The organism is Candidatus Koribacter versatilis Ellin345 (assembly GCF_000014005.1).
GTDB classification, from domain to species: Bacteria; Acidobacteriota; Terriglobia; order Terriglobales; family Acidobacteriaceae; genus Korobacter; species Korobacter versatilis_A.
Genome location: NC_008009.1, coordinates 1,977,910 through 2,001,425, shown reverse-complemented (window position 1 = coordinate 2,001,425; position 23,516 = coordinate 1,977,910). Strand labels below are relative to the sequence as shown.

Annotated in this window: 25 protein-coding genes; 21 read left to right on the top strand and 4 right to left on the bottom strand. The window is 57.3% G+C overall.

Translation table 11 applies throughout. From position 1 onward, the window contains the following. Position 1: 1 nt before the first annotated feature. The 21 genes from fliE (at position 2) to ACID345_RS08380 (ending at position 20,172) form a co-directional block, all read left to right on the top strand. Positions 2-292 (top strand): flagellar hook-basal body complex protein FliE, encoded by a 291-nt coding sequence (gene fliE / locus ACID345_RS08480; RefSeq protein WP_011522457.1) that lies wholly within the window; start codon positions 2-4, stop codon positions 290-292. 22 nt (positions 293-314) lie between these two features. Beyond that, positions 315-1,904: a flagellar basal-body MS-ring/collar protein FliF gene (gene fliF / locus ACID345_RS08475; RefSeq protein ID WP_011522456.1), complete on the top strand. Its 1,590-nt coding sequence runs from the start codon at positions 315-317 to the stop codon at positions 1,902-1,904. Then, entirely contained in the window at positions 1,901-2,917 is a 1,017-nt protein-coding gene (gene fliG, locus ACID345_RS08470; protein WP_011522455.1) for a flagellar motor switch protein FliG, read from the top strand. The genes fliF and fliG overlap by 4 nt, the downstream gene beginning before the upstream one ends. Then, a complete protein-coding gene (locus ACID345_RS08465; protein ID WP_011522454.1) occupies positions 2,901-3,557 on the top strand; it encodes a FliH/SctL family protein in 657 nt (218 codons plus the stop codon). The genes fliG and ACID345_RS08465 overlap by 17 nt, the downstream gene beginning before the upstream one ends. Before the next feature lie 6 nt (positions 3,558-3,563). Beyond that, positions 3,564-4,877, top strand: coding sequence for a FliI/YscN family ATPase (locus ACID345_RS08460; RefSeq protein WP_011522453.1), 1,314 nt, complete (start codon positions 3,564-3,566; stop codon positions 4,875-4,877). Positions 4,878-4,927: 50 nt separating this feature from the next. Beyond that, positions 4,928-5,323, top strand: a complete 396-nt coding sequence (locus tag ACID345_RS08455) for a flagellar export protein FliJ (protein WP_187148972.1) — start codon at positions 4,928-4,930, stop codon at positions 5,321-5,323. A gap of 1,770 nt (positions 5,324-7,093) precedes the next feature. Beyond that, entirely contained in the window at positions 7,094-7,756 is a 663-nt protein-coding gene (locus ACID345_RS26900) for a flagellar hook-length control protein FliK (protein WP_187148971.1), read from the top strand. A gap of 8 nt (positions 7,757-7,764) precedes the next feature. Beyond that, on the top strand, positions 7,765-8,043 hold the full coding sequence (locus ACID345_RS08445; protein ID WP_011522450.1) for a flagellar hook capping FlgD N-terminal domain-containing protein: 279 nt from the start codon (positions 7,765-7,767) through the stop codon (positions 8,041-8,043). 1 nt (position 8,044) lies between these two features. Continuing rightward, positions 8,045-9,274, top strand: a complete 1,230-nt coding sequence (locus tag ACID345_RS08440; protein WP_011522449.1) for a flagellar hook protein FlgE — start codon at positions 8,045-8,047, stop codon at positions 9,272-9,274. A gap of 119 nt (positions 9,275-9,393) precedes the next feature. Then, positions 9,394-9,615 carry a FliM/FliN family flagellar motor switch protein gene (locus tag ACID345_RS08435; protein WP_148210052.1) on the top strand — a complete coding sequence of 74 codons (222 nt, stop codon included), beginning with the start codon at positions 9,394-9,396 and terminating at the stop codon, positions 9,613-9,615. Then, the gene (locus ACID345_RS27480) at positions 9,612-9,911 is read left to right on the top strand and encodes a flagellar biosynthetic protein FliO (protein ID WP_011522447.1); all 300 of its coding nucleotides are present in this window, start codon (positions 9,612-9,614) and stop codon (positions 9,909-9,911) included. The genes ACID345_RS08435 and ACID345_RS27480 overlap by 4 nt, the downstream gene beginning before the upstream one ends. Further along, positions 9,908-10,642, top strand: coding sequence for a flagellar type III secretion system pore protein FliP (gene fliP, locus ACID345_RS08425; RefSeq protein WP_011522446.1), 735 nt, complete (start codon positions 9,908-9,910; stop codon positions 10,640-10,642). The genes ACID345_RS27480 and fliP overlap by 4 nt, the downstream gene beginning before the upstream one ends. A gap of 4 nt (positions 10,643-10,646) precedes the next feature. After that, on the top strand, positions 10,647-10,916 hold the full coding sequence (locus ACID345_RS08420; RefSeq protein ID WP_011522445.1) for a flagellar biosynthetic protein FliQ: 270 nt from the start codon (positions 10,647-10,649) through the stop codon (positions 10,914-10,916). 6 nt (positions 10,917-10,922) lie between these two features. Continuing rightward, positions 10,923-11,684 carry a flagellar biosynthetic protein FliR gene (fliR, locus tag ACID345_RS08415; protein WP_011522444.1) on the top strand — a complete coding sequence of 254 codons (762 nt, stop codon included), beginning with the start codon at positions 10,923-10,925 and terminating at the stop codon, positions 11,682-11,684. 3 nt (positions 11,685-11,687) lie between these two features. Continuing rightward, the gene (locus ACID345_RS08410; RefSeq protein ID WP_011522443.1) at positions 11,688-12,743 is read left to right on the top strand and encodes an EscU/YscU/HrcU family type III secretion system export apparatus switch protein; all 1,056 of its coding nucleotides are present in this window, start codon (positions 11,688-11,690) and stop codon (positions 12,741-12,743) included. Between the two features lie 12 nt (positions 12,744-12,755). Beyond that, positions 12,756-14,834 (top strand): flagellar biosynthesis protein FlhA, encoded by a 2,079-nt coding sequence (gene flhA / locus ACID345_RS08405; RefSeq protein ID WP_011522442.1) that lies wholly within the window; start codon positions 12,756-12,758, stop codon positions 14,832-14,834. 10 nt (positions 14,835-14,844) lie between these two features. Beyond that, positions 14,845-15,633: a sigma-70 family RNA polymerase sigma factor gene (locus tag ACID345_RS08400; RefSeq protein WP_011522441.1), complete on the top strand. Its 789-nt coding sequence runs from the start codon at positions 14,845-14,847 to the stop codon at positions 15,631-15,633. Beyond that, on the top strand, positions 15,618-16,607 hold the full coding sequence (locus tag ACID345_RS08395) for a flagellar motor switch protein FliM (RefSeq protein ID WP_011522440.1): 990 nt from the start codon (positions 15,618-15,620) through the stop codon (positions 16,605-16,607). The genes ACID345_RS08400 and ACID345_RS08395 overlap by 16 nt, the downstream gene beginning before the upstream one ends. Then, complete coding sequence (gene fliN, locus ACID345_RS08390) at positions 16,604-17,377, top strand: flagellar motor switch protein FliN (RefSeq protein ID WP_041855551.1); 774 nt, start codon at positions 16,604-16,606, stop codon at positions 17,375-17,377. The genes ACID345_RS08395 and fliN overlap by 4 nt, the downstream gene beginning before the upstream one ends. A 2-nt stretch (positions 17,378-17,379) precedes the next feature. Then, entirely contained in the window at positions 17,380-18,231 is an 852-nt protein-coding gene (locus ACID345_RS08385; protein ID WP_041855550.1) for a hypothetical protein, read from the top strand. Positions 18,232-18,267: 36 nt separating this feature from the next. Then, positions 18,268-20,172, top strand: coding sequence for an NAD(P)-binding protein (locus tag ACID345_RS08380; protein ID WP_011522437.1), 1,905 nt, complete (start codon positions 18,268-18,270; stop codon positions 20,170-20,172). Here ACID345_RS08380 and ACID345_RS08375 read toward each other — a convergent pair whose 3' ends face one another. The 4 genes from ACID345_RS08375 to ACID345_RS08360 all read right to left on the bottom strand — a co-directional run bounded on the left by ACID345_RS08375 (position 20,173) and on the right by ACID345_RS08360 (position 23,487). After that, positions 20,173-21,054 carry a creatininase family protein gene (locus tag ACID345_RS08375; protein ID WP_011522436.1) on the bottom strand — a complete coding sequence of 294 codons (882 nt, stop codon included), beginning with the start codon at positions 21,052-21,054 and terminating at the stop codon, positions 20,173-20,175. 76 nt (positions 21,055-21,130) lie between these two features. After that, positions 21,131-22,237 (bottom strand): LacI family DNA-binding transcriptional regulator, encoded by a 1,107-nt coding sequence (locus tag ACID345_RS08370; RefSeq protein WP_049762060.1) that lies wholly within the window; start codon positions 22,235-22,237, stop codon positions 21,131-21,133. 44 nt (positions 22,238-22,281) lie between these two features. Beyond that, positions 22,282-23,025: a pseudouridine synthase gene (locus ACID345_RS08365; RefSeq protein ID WP_228370752.1), complete on the bottom strand. Its 744-nt coding sequence runs from the start codon at positions 23,023-23,025 to the stop codon at positions 22,282-22,284. A gap of 24 nt (positions 23,026-23,049) precedes the next feature. Next, complete coding sequence (locus tag ACID345_RS08360; protein WP_011522433.1) at positions 23,050-23,487, bottom strand: DUF6526 family protein; 438 nt, start codon at positions 23,485-23,487, stop codon at positions 23,050-23,052. Positions 23,488-23,516: the final 29 nt, after the last annotated feature.

Below are 23,516 nucleotides of genomic sequence, written 5' to 3'. Positions count from 1 at the left end.
CATGTTGAACGGTATCCCTGTCGGCGGTTCGGCTGTAGGTCAAGCGTGGTCGTCTGAGGCGCAGGGCAAGAGCAGTGGGTTTCTCGACAGCCTCAAGTCTGCGATTTCGGACGTGGAGGATCAGCACACGGACGCCCAGACAAAGCTGGCAAATCTGCTGACTGGCAAGGGCGAAGATGTCCATTCTGCGGCAATTGCTATCGAAAAAGCGTCTCTCTCTTTCGAGTTGATGATGCAGCTGAGAAACAAAGCGGTGGCGGCGTACCAGGAAGTCGCCCGGATGCAGTTCTGAGTAAGACGCACCGAGGACATTCGTGGCTCAGGAACAAAAGTTCGCGCCGCAAGGTAAGCAGATCGCAAACTTCTTGCGAAGTCTCACCGGAACGCAGAAACTTTGGCTGGCGTTTGCCGGCCTAACGGTCACGACGTTGCTATATGTTTTCGTGACGATGCTTGCAAAACCTGAAATGAAGCCGCTGTACAGCGGATTGCAGGCGCAGGATGCACAAGCCCTCGGATCGAAGCTGGCTGCGCAAAAGATCGAATATCAAATTTCCCCCGACGGAACGAGTGTCAGTGTGGCGGTCGATAAGCTCGATTCGGCGCGCTTGTTGGTGGCAAGCGACGGAGGCCCGAAGAGCGGCCGCATGGGGTTCGAGTTATTCGACAAACCCAATTGGGGGAGCAGCGACTTTAGCGAAAAGGTGAACTACCAGCGTGCCCTCGAGGGAGAACTCGAACGCACGCTCAGCACGATCGATGGCGTCGAGGCGGTGCGAGTGCACCTGGTGTTGCCGCGCGAGTCGTTGTTTGCGGACAAGCGCGAGGAAGCGAAGGCATCGGTCATTCTGAAGCTACGGGGAGCCATGTCTCCGAACAGCGACGTAGCGATTCGCCGATTTCTTGCCGGTGCAGTGGAAGGCTTGCGGCCGGAAGGCGTGACTGTGATCGACGCAGAAAATAATTTGCCAATCGGAAAGACCAGTAGCGACGGGAGCGGGGTGGAATCGGAACGCGATCAAGCGCTCGCCAAGGAGTTAGTGCGAACGCTGGAGCCAATTGTGGGAGTAGGAGGCGCTCGCGCGAGCGTGCACGTTGAGTACGACGTGACGTCGGGGGACGAGACTCAAGAGACCTACGATCCGAACAGCACTGCCGCTCTCACGATGCAGAAATCGGAAGAAACAGTCGGGGGCACGTTAGCACAGGGGGTGCCGGGAACTGCAAGCAACATCCCGAATACACAGAGTCCGTCCAAATCGACGAACTCGGCAGATTCGCAATCGTCCAAGTCGGAGAGCGGCACTTACGCGGTGAATCGGGTGGTTCGTCACACACTCTTGCCGGCGGGCCGAATCAAACGCATCACTGCAGCGCTCCTGGTGGATGATGCAGACGTCACCGATGCGATGGGGAACACCTCTCGAGCGAAGCGCAGCCCAGAGGAACTGAAGAAGATCGATAGCCTGGCGCGAGCATCGCTCGGGATCAACGACGCGCGCGGCGATGTCCTGGCGGTGGAGAACCTCTCCTTCCACGAGAACAAGCCTGAGGTACTCGTACCTCTGACCAAGTTGGACAAAGTAGCGCGGGTGGGCAAGCAGTTCTCCTGGACGTTGCGCTACGCACTCATCGCACTTCTCTTCCTTATTGTTTATGTGGTTGTTCTACGGCCGGTTCGCAGGCAGGTGGTGCTCTCCTTGAAGCAACTGCCGAGCCGCCCCGCGAACGACGCCGTGCTGAATGGCAATACTGGGAAGGTGCTTCCGCAGGGCGTTGAGTCTGCCGATCCGGCGGTGCGGCAAGCGGCCACCCTCAAGAAGCAACTGATTGAAAAGGCCAAGGCCGAACCGGCGAGCGCGGGACAACTTGTACAAAGCTGGCTACGTGAGGAAGAAGCATGACGACGCCCGGCAAATTGAGGGGTGTTCAGAAGGCGGCCATCCTCATGGTGGTGCTCGGAGAGGAGGCGGCGGCGGCCATCTACCGTCATCTTTCAGAACAACAGATTCAGCGGGTGACGCAAGAGATCACCGATTTGCAGCAGGTGGCGCCGGAAACGGTGACGGCGGTTCTCGAAGAGTATTACAAACTCAGCGCCACACAAGAGTACCTGGCACTTGGCGGGACAGAATATGCCAGCAAGCTGCTGGTAAAGGCATTCGGCCCGGAAAATGCCAAGTTGCTCCTGGAACAGGTATCGCGGGCGCAAGAGATGAGCGCGAGCAAGTTGGATTCGCTGCAGAAGGCAGACCCGCAGCAGTTGGCGAAGTTCCTGGAGGCAGAGCATCCGCAAACAATCGCGCTAATCCTGGCACATCTCGACGTACGACAATCAACCGCGCTTCTGATGAAGCTCCCGGAAAAGTCGCGCGCCGAGGTAGTGAAGCGTCTGGCGAAACTGCGAGCATTTTCACCGGAGATGGCGCAGAAGGTCGCGCTGGTGTTGCACAAGCGTTTGCAATCACTCGGCGAACAGAGTCGGCGGGCGTACGCGGGATTCAAAGGCGTGGCAGACCTGCTGAACCAGCTGGATCAAGGCTCGGTGAAAACAATTTTAGAGTCCATTGAGGCAGATGATGCCAATCTCGCACTCAGCATCCGGAACTTGATGTTCACGTTCGAGGACTTTCTCTCCGTGCCGGAGGCTGGATTGCGCGAATTGCTCGGCCAACTGGACAAGAAGACTCTGGCGTTGGCGCTCAAAGGAGCGTCGGAACAACTCAAGGCCCACGTCTTCAAAACGATGTCGTCACGAGCGGTAGAAATGTTGAAGGAAGACATGGAAGTGCTAGGCCCGGTGAGATCCAAGGACGTTACGAAGGCCCAACAAGAAGTAGTGGCTGCGGCGCGGAAGCTCGAAAGCGAAGGAAAGTTAGTTCTCAAGGCGGAGGGAGAAGATGAGTACGTCGTCTGATTTTTCATGGGCTGCGGGCGGTGGCCGCGAGGTCTTCAGCTTCGAGTATCCCGCTATAACGGGCAGTTTCTCCCACTCTCCTGCGGGAACTCCGGCGCCCTGGTCCGAGGCCAACGCGACGCAACGAGAATCCGACGCACAGAAGCAGCTCGAAAAGTCGCGTCTCCAGGGCGAGCGCGACGGCGAATTGCGCGCCCGGAATATCTTCGAAGAACAACTTGCAGGAGAACGAAAACAGGTTCTGCTAGCACTCCGGACGTTCGAAGAGGAGCGCAAGGGCTATTTCCGCCGAGTTGAATCGGAAGTTGTCCAGCTATCACTCTCGATTGCGCGAAAGGTTCTTCACCGCGAGGCGCAGGTGGACAAAGGGCTTCTGGCAGGATTTGTACGCGCATCGATCACCCAGCTTGCGGAAGGTACCGCCGTTTACTTACGGGTGCATCCTTCGGTCGAAGCGGATTGGAGAACGGCGCTTTTGAGCGGCGAGTTCAAACAAAAACCAGAAGTTGTCGCTGACAATGCGGTCACACCCGACGCCTGCATCCTTTCAACGCAATTAGGAACCACGGAAATCAGCATTGAGAGCCAATTGAAAGAAATTGAGCTTGGGCTGTTTGATCTGATCGCAAAGAGACCCTGACGAATCATGCACGAATCTCTGCTGTCTCCATTTTTCGCGGCTGTTGAAGGAGCTTCAACACTCCGCTGGCACGGTCGAGTTACGAAGGTTGTCGGAAATTTGATCGAGTCGGAGGGGCCACTTTCTTCTCTTGGAGACTCGTGTGAGGTCATCAGCAGCAAGGGCGATGTGTATCCCGGCGAGATTGTTGGATTCCGAGATAACGCTGTTCTGTCGATGACGTTGCAGCCGCCGAAGGGAATCCGGTTTGGAGACAGCGTGGTTGGGCTGGCGCAACCGCCATCGATCGCCGTGGGCGATGAAATTCTGGGACGCGTACTGGATGCGACCGGAGCACCCTTAGATGGAATCACGCCGGCGCGTCCGCGTGGAAGCAGGCCCGTGGATGGATCGGCGCCGCTGCCTTACGCGCGGATTCCGGTGCGAGAGGTAATGCCCTGTGGCATCCGGGCGATCGACGGATTTGTTACATGCGGAAGAGGGCAACGGATCGGAATCTTCGGGGGAAGCGGGGTTGGGAAAAGTACTTTGATCGGCATGCTGACGCGCGGATCAGCGGCGGACGTAACCGTCCTGGCATTGATCGGCGAACGCGGGCGGGAGGTCCGAGAGTTTGTTGAGGAGTCGATTGGAGAAGAGGGGATGCAGCGTGCGGTCGTGATCGTTTCAACCTCCGATCAATCGCCATTGCTCAGACTGCGAGCGGCGATGGCGGCCACTGCGGTTGCGGAGCATTTCGCCGCGGAAGGTAAGCACGTGCTGCTGGTGCTTGATTCCCTTACCCGCTTCGGCATGGCACAACGCGAAATTGGGCTGGCGGCGGGAGAGCCTCCGACTGCGAAGGGATACACGCCTTCGGTATTTACACTGCTGGCAAGATTGGTCGAGCGCGCCGGCAACTTTGAACGCGGCAGTATCACGGGGTTCTATACCGTCCTGATGGAAGGCGATGACCTGCAGGATCCTCTCGTGGATGCAGTACGTTCCCTGCTTGATGGTCATATTGTTCTCGATCGCAAGCTAGCTTCTGACGGCCATTACCCTCCAATTCAGATTCTCGAGAGCCTTAGCCGTTTGGCAAGCGCGGTTTGTTCGGTGCAGCATCTGCAGGCGTCACGGAAGTTGCGAGCATGGCTGGCTAGCTATGTGCGATCGGAAGATCTTATTCGCATCGGTGCGTATCAGCGGGGAGGCGACCCGGTACTCGACCAGGCAGTGAGCGCGATGCCTGAAATCCGCAAGCTGCTTATCCAGGGTGCACTAGAGCGTACCTCTCTCGAGGAAATTGTTTCAGGGATGTCGGCGATCGCGAATCGATGACTCACTTTAGGTTTCGACTCGAGGCGGTTCGGAATGTCCGCGAGCTGCAGATGCATGCCGAAGAGAATGCCCTTGCGGCGTTGTTCGGACAGCGAACGCATTTGCTGTCGCTGGTCGTGAGGGTGCAAATGCAATGCGACGAGCTTTCACGACGGATGTATGAGTCTGAGGTGGGAGGAGCGCCTGCCGCACAATTGCAGTTCGTGGAGAGTCAGCGCATAGCGCTGCGTCGAGCAGCTGCAGAGATCCAATCGACCATCGAAGATCTGAATCGTGCCATTTCGCTTCAGCAGGAGAAGTACATGAGCGCTCGCCGGGAGTCGGAGAAACTAGAAAGACTTCGCGCGACGGAACTGGCAGCGTGGCACAAACAATTGGAACGCCGGGACCAAGCAGCGGTCGACGAACTCTTTCTGATGCGACTCGGTGCACGAAGTAAAAGATAACTTCAGTTAAATTCCTCCAACTTCATCGAATTCTTATCCTTTTGGCAACGTTTCTGCACCATTTCAACGCGCATGTTTCCACTCTTCATCAGCGCGAACCTCCTGTCATCGTCAGCGAGCACAACGCCCAAGAAAATGACGCCAGGAGAGGGATTCGCAAAGTTGTTGGCGTGGTGTGGCGCGGAGAGCGAACGGGCTCCGTTCGAACTGAATAGCGGGGGCGTTCAACGAGATTCGAAAGCGTCCACAGTTCGCTCGTGGAAGCCGGCGACCCGCGGCCATCGGATTGGCGCTCCTTTGGCATTAGACCCGCAGGTTCACTACAGCGCTAACCAGGCGCCACTGGTTTCGGCGATGCGCTGGGACCTTGTGGCTGTATCCGCGGTAGGCGCGAACGTTGGACGGGTCTACAAGGTTGCGGCTGAGGATCCCGACTTAGATCGACAACCAAGCGTGCTAACGGAGCAGGGTGACGAGACGAAGGCGCTTGCGCCGGGAGCTTGGTTTTTCGCGCCGACCCCGTTGCCCACGATCGCATGGGCGAGCAGTGCGCCCGTTTCTAACGCTTCGGCAGGAAACGAAGCGGGAGTCGAGAGAAGTGGGGACTTATTTCGACAGCCAGATGTACCGCCGCGAGAGGGTGGGGTGACAAAAGCGTCCGCCCTGTCGACGACCTTGCCCGTGGCCGGACCGGTGGGGAGAGCGAGCGTCTTCGACGCGACCACGGATGACAAAGCAAATGGGACCGAAAGAAGTCAGAACTCAATTCAGCAGCCAGATGTGCTACCGGAGAAGAAAGGCAAGTTGTCTGACGAGGGACCTTCATTTGTCGAGCCAAAAGGACTCTCTATCGTCCCGCAGTCAGCAACGAACGCCTCGATGCCGACGATCTTGGGCGCAGTGGTTGCTGACGCAGCTTCGCCAAGGCTGTCGCCTTCGGGAGTGAGGCAGTCACACTTGAACCAACGCATAGTTGCTCGGCAGCAGGTTTCGGCGGCGGCCCCAGCGTTGCGCGCAGGATTGGAAAGTGAAGACACTGGGCTGCGATTGCGTCCTGCCGGCATGCCAATCGCTCCGCGGGTCACTGCTCAGAATGGGATGGGCGGCCTGAGTGCATCGATTCGCAGCATTGCCTCCGAACCTTTGAATCACTTCGACGCAGAGGCAGCCCCCGACAGTTTTCCGATTACTGGCGGAGGTATGGGTCTGCGAGAAACCGTGCCGAACGGGATCCTGCCGCTCATCGAAGATGGAGTCGATATCTATCATCTTGCCTCTCCTCTTCGAACCACGCCACCTTTCTCGAAGATGGTTATTCAACCCGAGATCACAAGCGTTCTTAAGTCGTCGTCCGCAGCTTCATCCGTCGAAAGAACTGATGTTCTTCCATGGCAGCAAGCGGAAGTCTCGACGCCACGACCGCTCGGTTCGGTTCGAGCGCAACTTGCCGACTTTCTTTCCCCCCCAACCAAGCCACTCGATGCGCGAATTCCGGTTCCCGATCGAGTGGGGACCGAAGCTTCCCGCCATCCCTCCCGAACGGCTCCACTGACTTCGAATCAGGCGCGTACGCAATCAACCGATATATTCGGGCGAACTCAGGGCGGTCAGGAAGTCACCCCGGCGAGTCAGGCAGAGGCCCGCTTCACGGAGGATTCTCACGACGATTCCCCCGCGCCTGTCGCGCCAACACTCGATCGCGGAGAAATTCAGCTCGCCACCACAAGACAAGACACCTCACCAGATGCCCCATCTCACAGTGACCTTCGCGTGGAATCGACAGCGGGACCGCATGACGACTCGAAGGGAACTTCGACATCGGATTCGCGAACGGTTCCAATCGTGGTGTCGCCGAAACCCAATGGTCCGCGAATTGAGCCGGATGAAAAGCTACCGACGTCGAACTTCCACGACACCGTTCCGAGAACGCCGGTGACCACCGTGGCCTCGCCGCGCCCAGGCTCGCCAGAAGCCTTAACAGAAGGAGATGGAACTGAGCTAAAGAGCGTTCTGCCGCGCGCCGCTGACCTCGAAAGCGATTCGCGTTGGAAGCCACAAGCCGAGCCTGTACCGCAAGAGTCGAATATTCACCTTCAGTTACGCACCGCGGAGTTGGGTCGAGTGCAGATCGAAACAGCGATGCACGAGGGCCACGTCACCACGGCGGTAACGGTCGAGAACAATTCAGCCAAACATGCGATCGCGTCCGAGTTGACGCAGTTGCAGAGCAGCCTGGCAGCACACGACATGCATCTCGAAAGCGCCTCGGTGTCGACCACAACCCGACTCGCCGCGGACTGGACAAGCCGCGACGGGAGGGGCGAGTCAGGCTCTGAGCACGAGAGACAACAACAAGCTTTACCGACGAAACCTCATCTCGCTCCGGATCCCGCCGAGGATGAGCAGATTGGAATCGTCAACATCATTGCGTAGGAGAAACCATGAACATTACTGGACCGGCAGTAGGACAAGCAACAAACGCAGCGACTTCGGGGCCTGTCAGCGGCATGGGCGATCTTGATACGACGTTCGCGCAGCTACTTGTGGCCCAACTCAAAAGCCAGGACCCAACCAGTCCAATGGATCCTTCGCAGCTCGTGTCGCAACTGGTCGGATTGAACACGCTGGATGCGGTCACTTCGATTTATCAACTCCTCGCCGGGCTCGCCACCATACCCACGTCGAGTGCAGCCAACCATTACGCAGCAGGAGGAAAATAATATGCCGATGTTTTCGATTCCGTTGTCGGGCCTCACCGCGAGTTCCACCGCATTAGCCACGATCGCCAACAATCTTGCCAATCAGAACACGATTGGCTACAAGCAGACACGCGCACTGTTCCGCGACCTCTTTTATCAGCAGATCGGACAGACCGGCAGTGGCGATCCTATTCAGGTCGGCGCCGGAACCATGATCGGCACCATCGACACCAACTTCACCGATGGCAGCGTGAGTCCGACCGGCGTGCCAACCGATGTGGCGATCATGGGTGACGGTTTCTTCGTGGCCCAGCAAAACGGGAACGATATTTACACTCGCGCCGGTAATTTCAAGGTTGGCGCCGATGGGACCCTCAGGACGCAGGATGGCGCGGTGGTGCTTGGCTACCAGGCCGTGGACGGCAAGGTCACAACAGGATCCGGGCTGGGTGCGCTGAATCTCGGCCAAGGCCAAGTTAGTTCGCCCTCAGCGACGACTTCCCTCCAGTTGACGACGAACCTCAATGCCAGCGCGAAAGTTGGCGACAGCTACAACACCTCGTTAAAGGTCTATGACTCGCTGGGGGGCGTCCACGTAGTGACTTTTACGTTCACGAAGACTGGAACCAACACGTGGGACTACGACGCTTCTCTGCCCACCGGAGAAGGCACGGTTTCGCTGCCGTCCGGCAGCCACACGCTGACCTTCGACAGCGACGGCAAACTTACGACTCCGTCTTCGAACATCAATTTCGACCTGACGGGCCTGAGTGATGGCGCAAGCGACATGAAAGGGGTGACGTGGAAGCTCTATGACGCTACCGGCGGTTCGTCGATGACCCAGATGGCAGCGGACAGCGCGACCCCGGCGACGGCACAGGACGGCTACGGCAGCGGCATGTTGCAGAACTTCAACATCGGCGCGGATGGAACCATCGAAGGAACCTTCAGCAACGGTAAGACTTCGATCATCGGGCAGATCGCGATTGCGAGCTTTCCAAATGTGCAGGGACTCAGGAAGGTAGGCCAGAACGCATACGTTGGGACTCTCGCGTCGGGCCAGGCAGCGCTCGGCGCGCCGGGAAGCGGCGGACGTGGCACCCTCGGGGGGGGAGCGCTGGAGCTTTCGAATGTTGATATGGCGACGGAGTTCTCCAATCTCATCGTGGCGCAGCGAGGTTACCAAGCCAATGCCAAGGTGATCACAACCTTCGATGAGATCACCCAGGACACCATTAACCTCAAGCGCTAAGTATTCCTGTTTTGCGGGTCGCATCGGGAACTCATTCCCGATGCGGTACTGAAGGTTGGTGGACAGTGATCCAGAACGAGTCGGGCGCAAAACAGTCGGAAGACATCCGAAGTGAGGGGATGAATTCGTTCAGGCACCTGCAGTGCACGGTGACGCTGGAATTGCCGGTTCCACGCTTCACCGTGCGGCAGATGCTGGAATTGCGTCCGGGTGCCGTTGTGGATACGTGCTGGAGCCAGGCGACAGATCTGCCACTGCGGGTAAATGGAGCCCTGCTTGCATGGTCAGAGTTCGAGGTGGTGGATAACCGCTACGGAGTCCGCCTCACGGAGCTGACATGAAAGCAGGTACAGCAATCCTTATTGAGGACGCTCACTGGTTCACAACCCTGAGCCGAGCAGCAAGCGGTGTTTGGAGCAACCTGCGGCAGCACATTCGGCGCGAGCCTCGCAAGTTGAGGCTCGAGGAGACGCTCGCGCTTGGAGATCGGCGTTTTGTCGCGATTGTGAATTGTGAGAACAATCGGTTTCTGATTGGGGGAGGAGCGAATTCGGTCGCGCTCCTTTCGCCACTATCGGATGCAATTGCGTTTCGCGAAGTTCTGAAGCGGATTCATCCGGACGGGAGCGTCCGATGAATTGCATTCGCAACCCTCGGAGTTGGATTGCTTGTTTCGGCATGCTCTCCATTAGCCGACCCGCTTTGGGAGCGGACCACGGAGTCAATCTTCCGGCGATCGGTAACAACGCGACTCCCTGGACGATCGTTGTTCTGTTAACGGCAGTGACGCTTTTGCCTGCGGTGCTGCTTTGCATGACGCCATTCGTTCGGCTGTTGGTTGTGTTCCATTTCCTCCGGCAGGCCCTTGGCACGCAGACGGCACCGACCAATCAAACACTGGTCGGGCTGACCTTGATTCTGACTTTGTTTCTGATGCAACCGGTGATCACGCACATTCAGCAAGATGCGCTTACCCCAATGCAGCAAGGCAAGATTTCCGTCACTGAGGCGATCAGTCGCGGAGCGGAGCCGGTTCGCCAGTTCATGCTGCGGTTTTCGAGAGAAAAAGACCTGGCGTTGTTTGTTGAGCTGGCAAAGCTCCCACCGCCGAAAACGTCACAAGACCTGCCGTTTCGTGTCGTAGCTCCGGCCTACATCCTCTCTGAGTTGAAAGCTGGCTTTCAGATTGGAGCAGTCCTCTTCCTTCCCTTCCTCGTGATCGATCTTGTGATCGCTGCGATCACTACGTCGGTAGGCATGATGCAGCTTCCCCCCGTCGTTATCTCTACTCCAGTCAAGATCCTGCTGTTTGTGATGGTGGACGGCTGGAACTTACTGATCGCCTCGCTCATGAAGAGCTTCGGATAGCGCAATGGATACCTCAATCACCATCGAACTTGGCAGACGTACACTCGAAGCCGCGATCACCCTGGCGCTGCCGCTGCTACTGGCTGCAACGGTGGTCAGCTTACTTATCAACATCGTGCAAGTTCTCACATCGCTACAGGAAACCACGATCTCCACGGTTCCCCGGCTGCTGACGATGGCGGCCGCTGCATTTCTCCTGCTGCCCTGGATGGTACGCAAGATTGGATGGTTTACGACTGATCTGTTTCACGATTTCAGGCCGTTTCTCAGGTGACTGGCGATGGAACCGCTTGAGGTCTGGGTTCAGTCGATCGTGCTCGTGGGCACACGCATCGCGGCGCTCGTCCTGTTCGCGCCGTTCTTCTCTCATGCTGCCATTCCTCCACGGGTGAAGGGCGGATTGGTTGTATTGCTGACGATCCTGCTGTATCCGTCGGTCATTTCGGCAACAGTGCTGAGCGCCTCGGAAGTGGTTGGAGTCGTCCTGCACGAGACGTTCATTGGAATGTTGATTGGGCTCAGTTCCGTCCTGGTTTTCGAGGCAGTGCAGTTCGCCGGGCAATGTCTCGGAATCGAAGTGGGGTTGTCGCTAGTGTCTGTGCTCGATCCCCAAACCCAGGCCGATTCCCCAGTACTCTCCGTCCTGCTGCAGACGATTCTGTTGCTTCTCTTCCTCGACTTAAATGTGCATCACTGGCTTCTACGTGCTTTAGCCGACAGCTATCGCCTGATTCCACCGGGGGCTGGCCGATTGACGGGCGTCGTTGTGCAGGACCTCTTTCAACAGGCTGGGATGATCTTTGCCCTCGGGGTGCAGATTGCCGCGCCCGTGCTGGCCGCAACCTTACTTGCGGACATCGTGTTCGCGTTCCTCGCTAAAGCGTCTCCCCAGATGCCAGTGCTGCTGCTTGGCATGCCGGTCAAGTTCGTCCTGGGACTGACGACACTTTGGGCTGGGTTGCGGTTCTGGCCCGTCATATTCGATCGAAACTTCGCGCTCGCTCTTCAATCGGGAGAGCGCTGGCTTCATCTCGCGAGGTAAGCCGTGGCGGATAGCAGCAAAACCGAACAACCTACTCAACAGCGCCGCAAGAAGGCACGGGAGAAGGGACAGGTAGCGCGTTCACGTGAACTTCCCGGAGCCCTCACCATCATCGTGGTGCTGGTGTGGATTCTCTCTCTGAACAGCGTAGCGTTGTTCACTTGGAGAGGATTCTATCGCTCACTCCTCCAGCAAGCAGCCCTACAGGAACTCACGCTCTCTCCCGCGTTGCTGCAAAAGACCATTTGGGTTGCGGCGCAATGGACTGTGGTTCCAATGCTGGGTGCTTTTGCTATCGCCACAGCCTCGACCCTACTGCAAGGTGGATTTGTGTTTTCGTCCGAGGCACTGGCGTGGAAACCCGAGCGCTTGAGCCCCGGCCATCGTCTGAAGCAAATCTTTTCTGCGGCCGGGCTCAGCAACACGTTGAAATCGCTGCTTCCGTTCGCTGCGATTCTATGGCTGGCAGTGAGCCAGATACGGTCGGAATGGGTAACTTTCATCCGACTGGGCGGATTACCGGTCGCGAGGATTGGATCCTGGTTGCTAGCCCAGTGCGTTGCTCTGGTATGGAAGTGTTGCCTCGTACTTCTCCTCTGGTCAGCTCTCGATTACCTGCTGCAGCGGCAACGGTTGGAAGGCGATCTCAAGATGAGCCGCGAGGAGATTAAACAGGAGTTCAAAGAGAGCGAGGGCAATCCGCAGGTCAAAGCCAAGATTCGGCGCATGCAGCGGCAAGTCCGGCGCCAGCAAATGCTGCATGCGGTGAAGGCCGCGACGGTCGTCGTTACCAATCCGACGCACTATGCGCTGGCATTGGAGTATCGGCCTGACTTCGCAGCGCCGGTGCTGGTGGCGAAAGGACTGGATCGTCTCGCCGAAGAAATCAAGCAAGTTGCGATTTGGCATGAGATACCGCTGGTAGAAAACCGTGCTCTAGCCCACGCGCTTTATCGGAGTGTGGAAGTCGGGCAGGCGATTCCGAGCAAGCTTTTCACCGCAGTGGCAGAGGTTCTGGCGGCCGTGTATCGCGCGCAGGCGCAGGTCAAGCGTGATTGACGAGGTGCATTGATGAAGGAGAAGTCGTCTATTCGGAAATTTCTCGGCGGGAACGCAGTGGACTGGATCATCCCGATCGCTGCCGTCAGCGTGGTGTTCGTGATGCTGGTGCCGATGCCTTCTTTGTTGCTCGACCTGTTGCTTGCCATTAGCATCACCATTTCCGTTCTCGTACTGCTCTCGGCAGTTCACATTTTGCGGCCGGTGCAATTCTCGGTCTTTCCTTCTCTACTGTTGCTGCTGACGTTGTTTCGGCTCTCGCTAAATCTCGCCAGCAGCCGCCGAATCCTCCTTCACGGCAATGAAGGATCTGCGGCCGCGGGCAATGTGATCGAAGCTTTCGGCCAATTTGTTGTTGGTGGTAATTATGTCGTGGGTTTCGTGTTGTTTCTCGCGTTGATTGCCATTCAATACATGGTGGTGAGTCACGGCGCAGTTCGTACGGCGGAAGTTACGGCACGCTTCACTCTCGATGCGTTGCCTGGCAAGCAGATGGCTATCGACGCCGACTTGAACGCCGGCATCATTGATGAAACGCAGGCCAAGAAACGGCGCGAACAGGTGGCGCGCGAAGCCGAGTTCTACGGCGCCATGGACGGCGCCGCCCGTTTCAACCAGCGGGACTCGCTTGCGACGGTCCTTATCACGGCGATCAACATCGTCGCCGGCCTGCTCATCGGCATATTCCAGCTGGATATTCCACTGCGTGAAGCGGTGAAGACATACACCATCCTCACGGTGGGAGATGGCCTGGTCACCATGATTCCGTCGCTCTTAGTTTCTGTTGCGGGAGGCATGGTAGTAACACGAGCTTCTTCCGACGACAGCCTTGGCGGAGACCTCCGTCGGCAACTCTTCGCGCGCAGTCGGCCGTTGTGGATCGCCAGCGGCGTGATGTTGGCGTTGGCCTTGGTTCCTGGACTTCCCAAGGGATCGTTTTTCCTGCTCGCGGGCGGAGTCGGATTTCTGGCGTGGCGCGCACAAAAGAATGAGACCGTTTCGGCGGCTGCGGAGAGTGCCGCGACGAACAAGCCGGGATCGGCGGTTGCGGCCGGCACTGAACCGCTTGATGCAGTCCTGAAGCTTGATGATCTCAGCCTGGAAGTGGGACTCGGGCTTGTGCCCCTGGTCGATAACCGTCAAGGTGGACAGCTTCTTTCAAGAGTGCGGGCAGTGCGCAAGAACCTGGCGCAGCATCTTGGGTTCGTCGTGCCGTCGGTGCATATAACCGATAACCTCAAGTTGCGTCATCGTGAGTATGTGATCCTGCTGCGCGGCGTGGAGATTGCGCGCTGGGAGATGAACGAAGATCGATTGCTGGCAATCAGCTCCGACCGCGATGTACCGGACATTCCCGGTGTAGCAACAAAAGAACCAGCGTTTGGCGTCCATGCGAAATGGATAGCGGCATCGTTGCAGGAGAAGGCGCTGGCATCCGGATATGCGGTTGTCGATCAGACATCGGTCCTTGCGACCCATCTTGGCGAAACTATCAAGCAACACGCCTATGAGTTGCTTTCCCGCTCGGAGACAAAGCGGCTTCTTGATCGGTTGACCGAAAGCCATCCCAAGCTAACCGAAGAACTCGTGCCGAAGTTGCTTAGCCTGGGTGAAGTGCAGAAGGTGTTGCAGCAATTGCTGCGGGAGCAGGTTTCAATTCGGGACCTCGCAACCATTTTGGAGACGCTCATTGATCTGGCGCCGGCAACGAAAAATACGGTGCTGCTTGTGGAATCAGCGCGACAGGCGCTCGGACGGGCCCTGGTGCGTCCACTGCTGGGAATTGATGGTGGATTAAAGGTGGTGACAGTGGAATCGAAGGTGGAGGAGGAATTGACGAAGATCTTCCACCCGCAAGCGGGGTTGGTTCCGGATCCGCTTGAACCCAACTTCGTTCGCCGGTTCCTCGAATCTTTGAATTCTCTTATCGGCGGACACGCCAAGTTGGCAACACCCGTGCTGCTTTGTACATCGCCGGCGCGCTTCCACCTTCGACGACTGCTGGAGCCGTTTCTGCCAAAGATCGTGGTGTTGTCGCCTGGCGAGATTCCACCCGTTGTGCCGGTACAAAGCATAGGGGTGGTGCGATGAAGGAGCGCGCATGTCGGGCCACCGTCAAGACTCAGGAACGGAAGCAACGGGTTGGGAGCATCGAGACCGTCTGGTGATGGAGCAGATGTCGCAGGTCAAATACATCGCGCGCCGGATTCACGAACGGCTGCCGCGTCATGTTCCGATTGAAGACCTCATCAACGCAGGAATTCTCGGCTTGATCGACGCCGCCGGCAAATACGATTCCGAGAAAAATGTGCAATTCCAGTCCTACGCAAAGTTCCGCATCCGCGGAGCGATTCTCGACAGCCTGCGCGACCTGGACTGGAGTCCTCGCGACTTGCGACGGAAGGCGCGGGCGCTCGAAGCGGCTGAGCTGCGCTTGACTTCCGAAACGGGACATCCCCCACTGGAAGACGAGTTGGCCCGGGAATTAGGTATGGATTTGGACGGCTTTCGCGAGCTCACCCGCGAGTTGGAAGGCCTTGGCATTTCGAGTCTGCAGGAAGGCCTTCCCGCAGAGGGATTTGGCGAGGAGCGCGAAGTTGTGGTTGAAAGCCACGAGGAGAGCCCGCTGGACGCGTTCCTGCGCAGCGAAAATCACGAACTGTTAGTGGAAGCGATTGAGCAGCTCCCGGCACGGGAGAGGCAAGTGCTGGCGTTGTATTACTTCGAAGAGCTCACCATGAAAGAGGTAGGTGATGTGCTGGGCGTGGGCGAATCACGCGTTTCGCAGATTCATTCCCAGGCGCTGACACGGGTTCGAGCTCGTCTGCAATCGCGCCACACCGTCCCGGTGACCTCGGTGCGCATGGAGAACTCGTGGATAAGCTACTAAACCAGGAAGAGATAGACGCTATTTTCCGTGCGGTCCGAACAGGCGAGAATGCCGGCAGTGGCAGCGAGGGAGAACGCGGTCGTAAGGTCGAACCATGGAACTATCGGCAGGCAGGCCAAATCAACCGTGAACAAGTGCGCAGCATCAGTTCACTGCATGAAGGCTTCGCACGCAACCTGACGCATTCGCTGGGGGCTTACCTTCGCGTTCCCTTCGAAGCAAACCTTGTTTCCGTGGAACAACTCACCTACCGCGAGCTTCTGGGCAGACTCCCCGAAGTGGCGTATTACTCCACTTTCCGTATTGGTACTGCAGACAACATCGGCGCGATGGAAATGGACTTGAGTCTCGCGTTCCCGATGATAGACATACTCCTCGGAGGGCAGGGCGGGCATGACGAGCAGGTGCGAGAAATCACCGAAATCGAAGAGCAGATTCTGGAAGTTGTGGCGAAAGTCGTTTGCAAGGAACTGGAAACCGCGTGGCAGCCACTGGGAATGGAGTTCGCCTTCGAGGCACGCCAGCAAGCTGCCCAATTGCAGCGGCTGATGCCTCCGACCGAGAAGATCCTCGCTCTCTGTTTCGAATTGGAGATGCCAGGTTGTCGCGGCTCGCTGAATCTGGCGTTTTCTGCCGTCGTTTCGAACGCGCTGCTGCGAAAGCTGTCGAAGGATTGGGGATACCGGCGACAGTCCCGGGAGAGCGATGGCGACGGAAAGCTTCACCGAAAACTCCTGGGGTGTCCGTTCCCAGTGAGCTTGGGGCTGGTAGACGCGTCGGTGCGAGTGCGTGAACTTCTGCAATTGCGCGCTGGTGACATCCTTCCGCTGAAACGGTCAGCGGAGAGCGCGATCGAATTGAGTGTCGGTGGCCGCGCGAGTTTCAGGGCTCGACCGGTGCGCTCCGGCAATTGGCGTGCAGCACAAATCCTCGGACGCATCTCGACCGCCAAGGGCGTCGAATACCAGCGATGAAGGGGATTGGTTTGGAAAGCGTGGAACATTTTTTCGAGCAATGGGCGGGCGCTATTTGCGACACGTTGCGTCCGATCACGGGAAAGCCTTGGACTTCCCGCGTTAACAAAGCCGATGAGTTAGGAGCCGGCGACACCGAGTCCATATTCCTTACGTTCTCAGTTTCCGAACCGCTGTCTGGCATGTTCCGATCGGCACTCTCCCGGTCGGCGGCATTGCAACTCAATTTTCTGTTCACCGGAAGCGAATCATCGGAATGGAATACCGAACAGCAAGAAACCATCGACGAACTAAGCAGGCAGTTTGCGGGGCAGTTCGCTGCTGCTCTTAAGCCGGAGCTAGGCGAAGTGCATCTCGAGCTTCAAAAAGATGCGCCTTTCACGGGCAGCGGAGACGGCTATCGCCTGGCGTTATCGCAAGCAGATGGCATCGAACTCTTTGCAGTTCTGGAGTTGGACGATGCGCTCAGGAAAAAACTCCAACCGGATCCCGCCGCAGTGTCGGCGGACAACCACTCAGTGCAATCCACCAATCTCGATCTTCTGCTGGACGTAGAGCTGGACGTGACTCTCCGCTTCGGACAACGCGAAATGCTATTGCAGGACATTCTCGAGCTTCAATCCGGTTCCGTCGTGGAGCTCGATCGCGAGATACAGGATCCGGTCGAACTCTTACTTGATGGACGAGTGATTGCTAGGGGTTCGGTTGTAGTGGTCGACGGGAACTATGGGTTGCGGGTGGCAGAAGTCGGCGCCTTCGCGGAGGCTTGAAGATGATCTCCCTTGGCAGCGTGGTACAGCGCCTGAAACCAGCGTTCCTCGGATCTTCCGTTCACACTTGCGGCCTTGCTAGCTGCGGTCGAACGCGTTTTGGAAAATGGCGCGGGGCGGTGACACTCAATGACGTCTGGTATTGTTCCGCCAATTGTGTAGAGGCTGGACTGCTCGAGGACCTCGCATCCGAGCAAAACCGGCGTGTCTCGCTGCACCATCACAGGCTGCCGCTTGGCCTGTTGTTGTTGGAACAGGAGCGCATCAGTGCCTCTGAATTGGACGCGGCGGTCCAATATCGGCGACTGCACCCGCAAGAACGTATTGGCGGGGCCCTGCAAAAGATCGCGGGCGTATCTCAGACGCTCATTGCCCAAACCGTAGCGGCGCAGTGGGGTTGTCCGTCAGTCACGTCGCATAAAATGCCGATATGCCGCGAGGCCCAGCTGCCGTATGAATTTTTGCACGAGCACTCCACGGCGCCGATGTATTGGGAGCCCCGGGGGCGAGTACTCCTGCTGGGTTTTCTCTTTCGACTCGACTATGTGGCAATGGCTGCGATCGAACGAGTTCTCCGGTGCACGGTAAAGCCTTGCATTTTGACCGAAGACCTCTTCAGACAAGTCATGCTGGAATTATCGGAGCGAAATCCGCGAAACGCGGCCATCTTCCCTTCGCGCTTCAAAAAGGACCACAGGGCGCGCATTGTACGGAACTACGTTGAGGAGATCGGCGCGGAAGAAATCCGGGTGGGCACCGGTTCGTGCTATCAGTGGATCCGCCTCAACCAGCCCCGTGACATGGACCTGTTGTTCGCACTACCCGCAGACGCCGAGCCGGGGGTGGAGATATAATCGGCGGCACTCTACCGAATACCTGGTAACGGGACAATGAACGACAAAAAGCGGGACTGCGCCCTTGGCATGGACCGCAGCATTACGCGCCGCGACTTCCTGAACGGCGTGGCCCTCACCGTCGGTGGCGCACTGGTCGCGCCGAATCTCCTCAACGCAACCGAAAAAGGTTCCAGTTCCGAGTATTACCCTCCGGCGCTGATGGGCTTGAGGGGTAATCACGAGGGGACCTACACCTACGCTCACGAACTTCGAGATGGTGTCTTTCAGGAAAGCGCGCAGCCGCTAAAGACAGATGAAGACTACGATCTCGTGATCGTTGGCGGCGGCATCAGCGGCCTCGCGGCAGCACATCTCTATCGCAAGAAGGCCGGCAAGAACGCAAAAATCCTGATTCTCGACAATCATGACGACTTCGGAGGACATGCGAAGCGCAATGAATTTCGCGCCGCGAATCGAATGCTACTCGGCTACGGTGGAACCCAGTCAATCGAGAGCCCGTCAGAGTACAGTCCGGCTGCCAAGCAGGTCTTGAAAGATCTCGGCATCGAGACCAAACGGTTCTACAAGGATTACGACCAGAAGCTTTATTCCCACCTCGGCACAGCGAATTTCTTCGACAAAGAAACTTTTGGGCAGGACAAGCTCGTTACCGCGATGTTCGAAACCCCTTGGCAGGAGTGGGTGAAGCAAACTCCCCTCTCGGAAGCCGCGAAGCGTGATATCGCGCGCGTTTATACCGAGAAGGTCGACTACCTTCCGGGTCTGAGCCCGAAAGAGAAACGTGCGAAGCTCGCCAAAATCAGCTACGCCGATTACCTCACGAAATATGCGAAGTGCACGCCGGAAGTGTTGCCGTTTTTCCAGTCGCGAACTAACGATTTGTTCTGCGTGAACATCGATGCCGTACCCACGCTCGCGATCCTCGAAGCCGGTGATGATTATGGCATCCCCTACGCGGGGCTCGACGGCCTCGGCTTCGGCAATCAAAGCCAAGGGCGAAGCGAGCATAAGCAAGAGCCGTACATCTTCCACTTCCCCGACGGCAACGCCTCTGTCGCGCGTCTGCTCGTGCGTGCCCTCATGCCGGGTGCGATCCCCGGCGACAGCATGGAGGACGTCGTCACCGCCAAGGCCGATTACAGCACTCTCGACCGCGCCGACTCACCCGTACGCATTCGCCTCAACAGCACCGTGGTCCGGGCGAAACACGTTGGCGACGTGGCCACATCGAAGCAAGTTGAAGTGCAGTACATGCGAGACGGGAAGTTGCAGAGCGTTACCGGCAAAGCGTGCATCATGGCTTGTTACAACATGATGGTTCCTTATCTCTGCCCTGAATTACCGCAGGTGCAGAAAGATGCGCTCGCCGAGGGCGTAAAAGCTCCCCTCGTCTACACTCACGTGGCAATACGCAATTGGGATATCTTCGACAAACTGAAGATGTGGCAAGTCTGCTGTCCCGGCAGCTACCACGTATATGTCGCGCTCGATTTTCCAGTTAGCATCGGCGAATACAAATTCCCGAGCAAACCCAGCGAGCCCATGGTGCTCTTCATGTTGCGCACGCCTTGCAAGCCGGGCCTATCGCAGAAGGACCAGTATCGAGCTGGTCGCATGGAGCTTTTCACGACGCCATACGAGACGTTCGAGCGTAATATTCGCGAGCAGCTATCGCGGATGTTCGGCCCTTATGGGTTCGATTCCGCCCGCGATATTGAAGGCATTACGGTGAACCGGTGGGCGCATGGCTACGCCTATGGCTACAACTCGCTCTTCGATCCGGATGTTCCTGAAGATCAGCGTCCACACATCATTGGGCGCAAACAGTTCGGCCGGATTTCGATTGCGAACTCTGATGCCGCGGCGACCGCTTACACCGATGCCGCCATTGACATGGCTGATCGCGCAGTCAAAGAAGTGCTCGCGTTGAAGAGTTAGCTACTGCTTCGTCTTGATCGGGTCGATGGTCTTTTCGAAATATTCGTTCTGCAGCCGAATGGCCTGGTCACCCTGCTCGCCCTTCACCGCTTTAAACGCATCGGCGATGCTGTTGACCCAGGTGTTCACGTCGAATTCACCGAGCGCCCTCGTAGCCTTGGACGGATCGCCGGAGAAGTGGTCCGGAAACTTCGCGTACCACCAGATGCCTGTGTAAAGGCTGTCGGGTAGCTTCAATCGGTCCTGATCGCGACCAGATTCAGTATTGACCTTGTCCATCTTCAGCAGTTCCGGATGCGTAACCATCATGTGCGACGTTTCGCTCGACCCGGCATGCATATCAACAGAGTCGTTCTTAGCTGGACGTCCCGGAACTTCAAGCCGCGGCAGGCCATAGACGAAGACGACAAAGTCCTTCGGCGTGGCCAACTGCGCCTGTGCGAAGAGTGGCAACAGGCTTTCATTGCCGCCATGCCCGTTGATGATCACAATCTTCTTGCAGCCGTTGCGCGCCATTTCGTTGACCGTCTCCTGCAAGAGCTTCAACTGGAGATCGAGACTGTAGGCGATCGTTCCGGGTTCCTGCCGCGCCTCAAAGATCTGGCCGAAGTAATACTCGGGAAACACGATAACGTATTCCTTTTCGGCGGCGTGCAGGGCTGCGTATCGCACATTTAACAGGTCGGTACCGATTGGCATGTGCGGCCCATGCTTCTCAAGAATGCCGATGGGCAGCGCACAAGTATTGTGCGCGTCGCCCATGCCCTTGATGAAATCGGAAGCGGTCAGTTCTTCCCAATGAACCGATAGCTTTTCTTGCGAATATGTGGCGAGTGAGCAGAGGAGGAAGGCGACCAAAACAACGACGCGTCGTAGATACATGGGCCCTCGCAACGCGAGAAATTGCGCAGCTTTGCGCCCCCACAAGATACCACTTCGCGAGTGGCTTTAAACCGGTTTAATCGGCACTGGGAGGAAATGCGGTCTTTGTAAGGGAAGCTGCCCGCGTGGACGCCCGCACTACCAGTTCCGGAGATATCTTCCGGTGTACGACGGAAATTTCTCCCGGCCGCAAATCGGAACTCAAGGACTCCACCACGATCTCCACCGCGGTCGAACCCATTCCTTCCATGGGCTGGCGTACGGTTGTCAGCGCTGGGTTCGAGAATGCAGCCGGCGCCACGTCGTCGAATCCAATGACGGAACATTGATCGGGAACCGATATACCACGCTCTGCAAGGCCGCGCATCACGCCGAGTGCGGTCATGTCGTCGAAAGCCAGAACAGCGGTGAACGGACGCTTTCGCTTAATGAGTTCCTCGACGGCGCGATACCCACCCTCGAAACTGGAGTTCGGTTCCTTCCGATCGGGTAACTCGATCACCAGTTTTGGATCGACTGGCAATCCAACCGATTGCGCGTAGTCGGTGATTCCCTGCCAGCGGAGCGGACTGTCCACCACGGATTTTGGTCCGCGAACAAAGGCGATTTTGCGATGCTGCAGAGAATGCAGGTGCTGCAACGCGATACGGCCCCCCGCCTCGTTATCCACCATGATCGAATTGATCGTCTCGTTCTGCAGTTCCCGGCCAATGACGACCGTAGGGATATTGCGCTTTTCGAGGTCCGCGAGAAGCGCGATGTCCACCAGGGTCCAGTTCGCAATGACGATCATCCCTTCGACGCGCCGCTCCAGCAGCATCTCGAGATACTTCTCGAAACGGCTGAGTTCGTTGTGGGCATCCGCGAGTAGGGACACGTAGGAAGATTGGTACAGCGTGTTCTCGATGCCACGCATGATCGGCGTGCAGAAGGGGTCCGTCAGATCGAAGACGACTACGCCGATGGTGTTGTTCCGCCGGCTTCGTAGGGAACGCGCCAGTTGGTTAGGTTGATAGCCCAACTTGCGCGCGGCCTTCACGATTCGTTCCTTGGTCGTGGCCTGGATATATCGCGACAAAGGCGCATTGTTGAGAACAATGGAAACTGTTGCCGGAGAGAATCCGCTCTCGGCCGCAACGTCGCGAATGGTGGCTGCGTGCTTTTTGCCCTTTTTTGCGTTCATCGGAATCAAAGTGATAGTCGATTCAGCGCCAGAAAGCAACCACTTCAGTGCTCCCCTCGGACCAAACGTAATGCATCGTCCAACTCGGCTTTTTCTTCGGCAGTTAGCGCTCGACAACCACCTTTCGGCAACTCACCAAGGGTAAGCGGCCCAATCGCAACCCTAATCAGCCGCAGAACCTCTATTTGGAGGGCTGCGACCATCCTCCTGATTTGACGATTTTTCCCTTCTTCGAGAACGATCTCGAGCCAACCGTTTTTCCCGCCGGCACGAAGAATCGAAACCCGCTTGGCTAATAACAACTCGCCATCTGATCGAATCCCACGGCTTAATGCCTCAACCATTTGTTCGGAGGGCAAAGTCGAAACCTGTACGTGGTAGGTCTTATCGAGGTGCGAGTTTGGATCGGTAATCTTCGCCGCCCACTCCGAATCATTTGTGAGAAGCAGAAGTCCCTCGCTGGCTTTGTCGAGACGACCCACGGGAGCGACCCAAGGTGAATCCGGAGGAAGCAGGCTGTAGATCGTTTCGCGGCCCTTCTCATCAGAGGCGGTCGTTATCAGCCCTCGTGGCTTGTTTACGACGTAGTAAAGGAATCGGGCTGCGCGAATCGCTATATGTGCAACTTCAACTCGGTCCCGTGCCGGATCGGTAGGCCGCTCTGGATTGCGCTCCACTTTCCCGTTCACGCGCACTTCGTCGGCGCGAATTAGTTCGAAAGCGCGCGCCCGCGAGCAATAGCCGAGCTTCGAGAGCACACGCGCCAAGCCGATACGGCGGGACTTCACTGGTTTGCCGGTATTCGTCACGATTCAGACCCGGAAATAGTCGGGCCGCCAGTTCTTAATTGCTTTCTTGATATTGGCGTTGCTCATGTTGGTTGCGAGGCATTGTTCTACCAATGCCGGCAATTCGGCATCCGAGGCAAATCGCAATGCGACCAACTGGCTTTCGCTCAAGTCAGGAATGCGTGCACGCAAAGAATCGGGCAGCAACTGGGAAAGCCGCAACCGCTCCTCGAGACGGATTACCCGCGACTGCACTTTTAACGCGTAGAGCCGTGCCTTGAATACCAGGATCAAGGCCGCGAGCATCAGGACGATGAGCGCAAAGCTATGCACATTCGGGTGTCGAACTGCATGGACAATGCTCCAGATCACCGCGAACCCAAAAACCGGAATCACGAAAAAGTGGAAAAGCGGGTCATAACGCACGTGATTGCCGAGTGCCTGCGGCACGCGATCGCTCATTTGGTTGTCCTCCAGGACGGTGCAGTCAT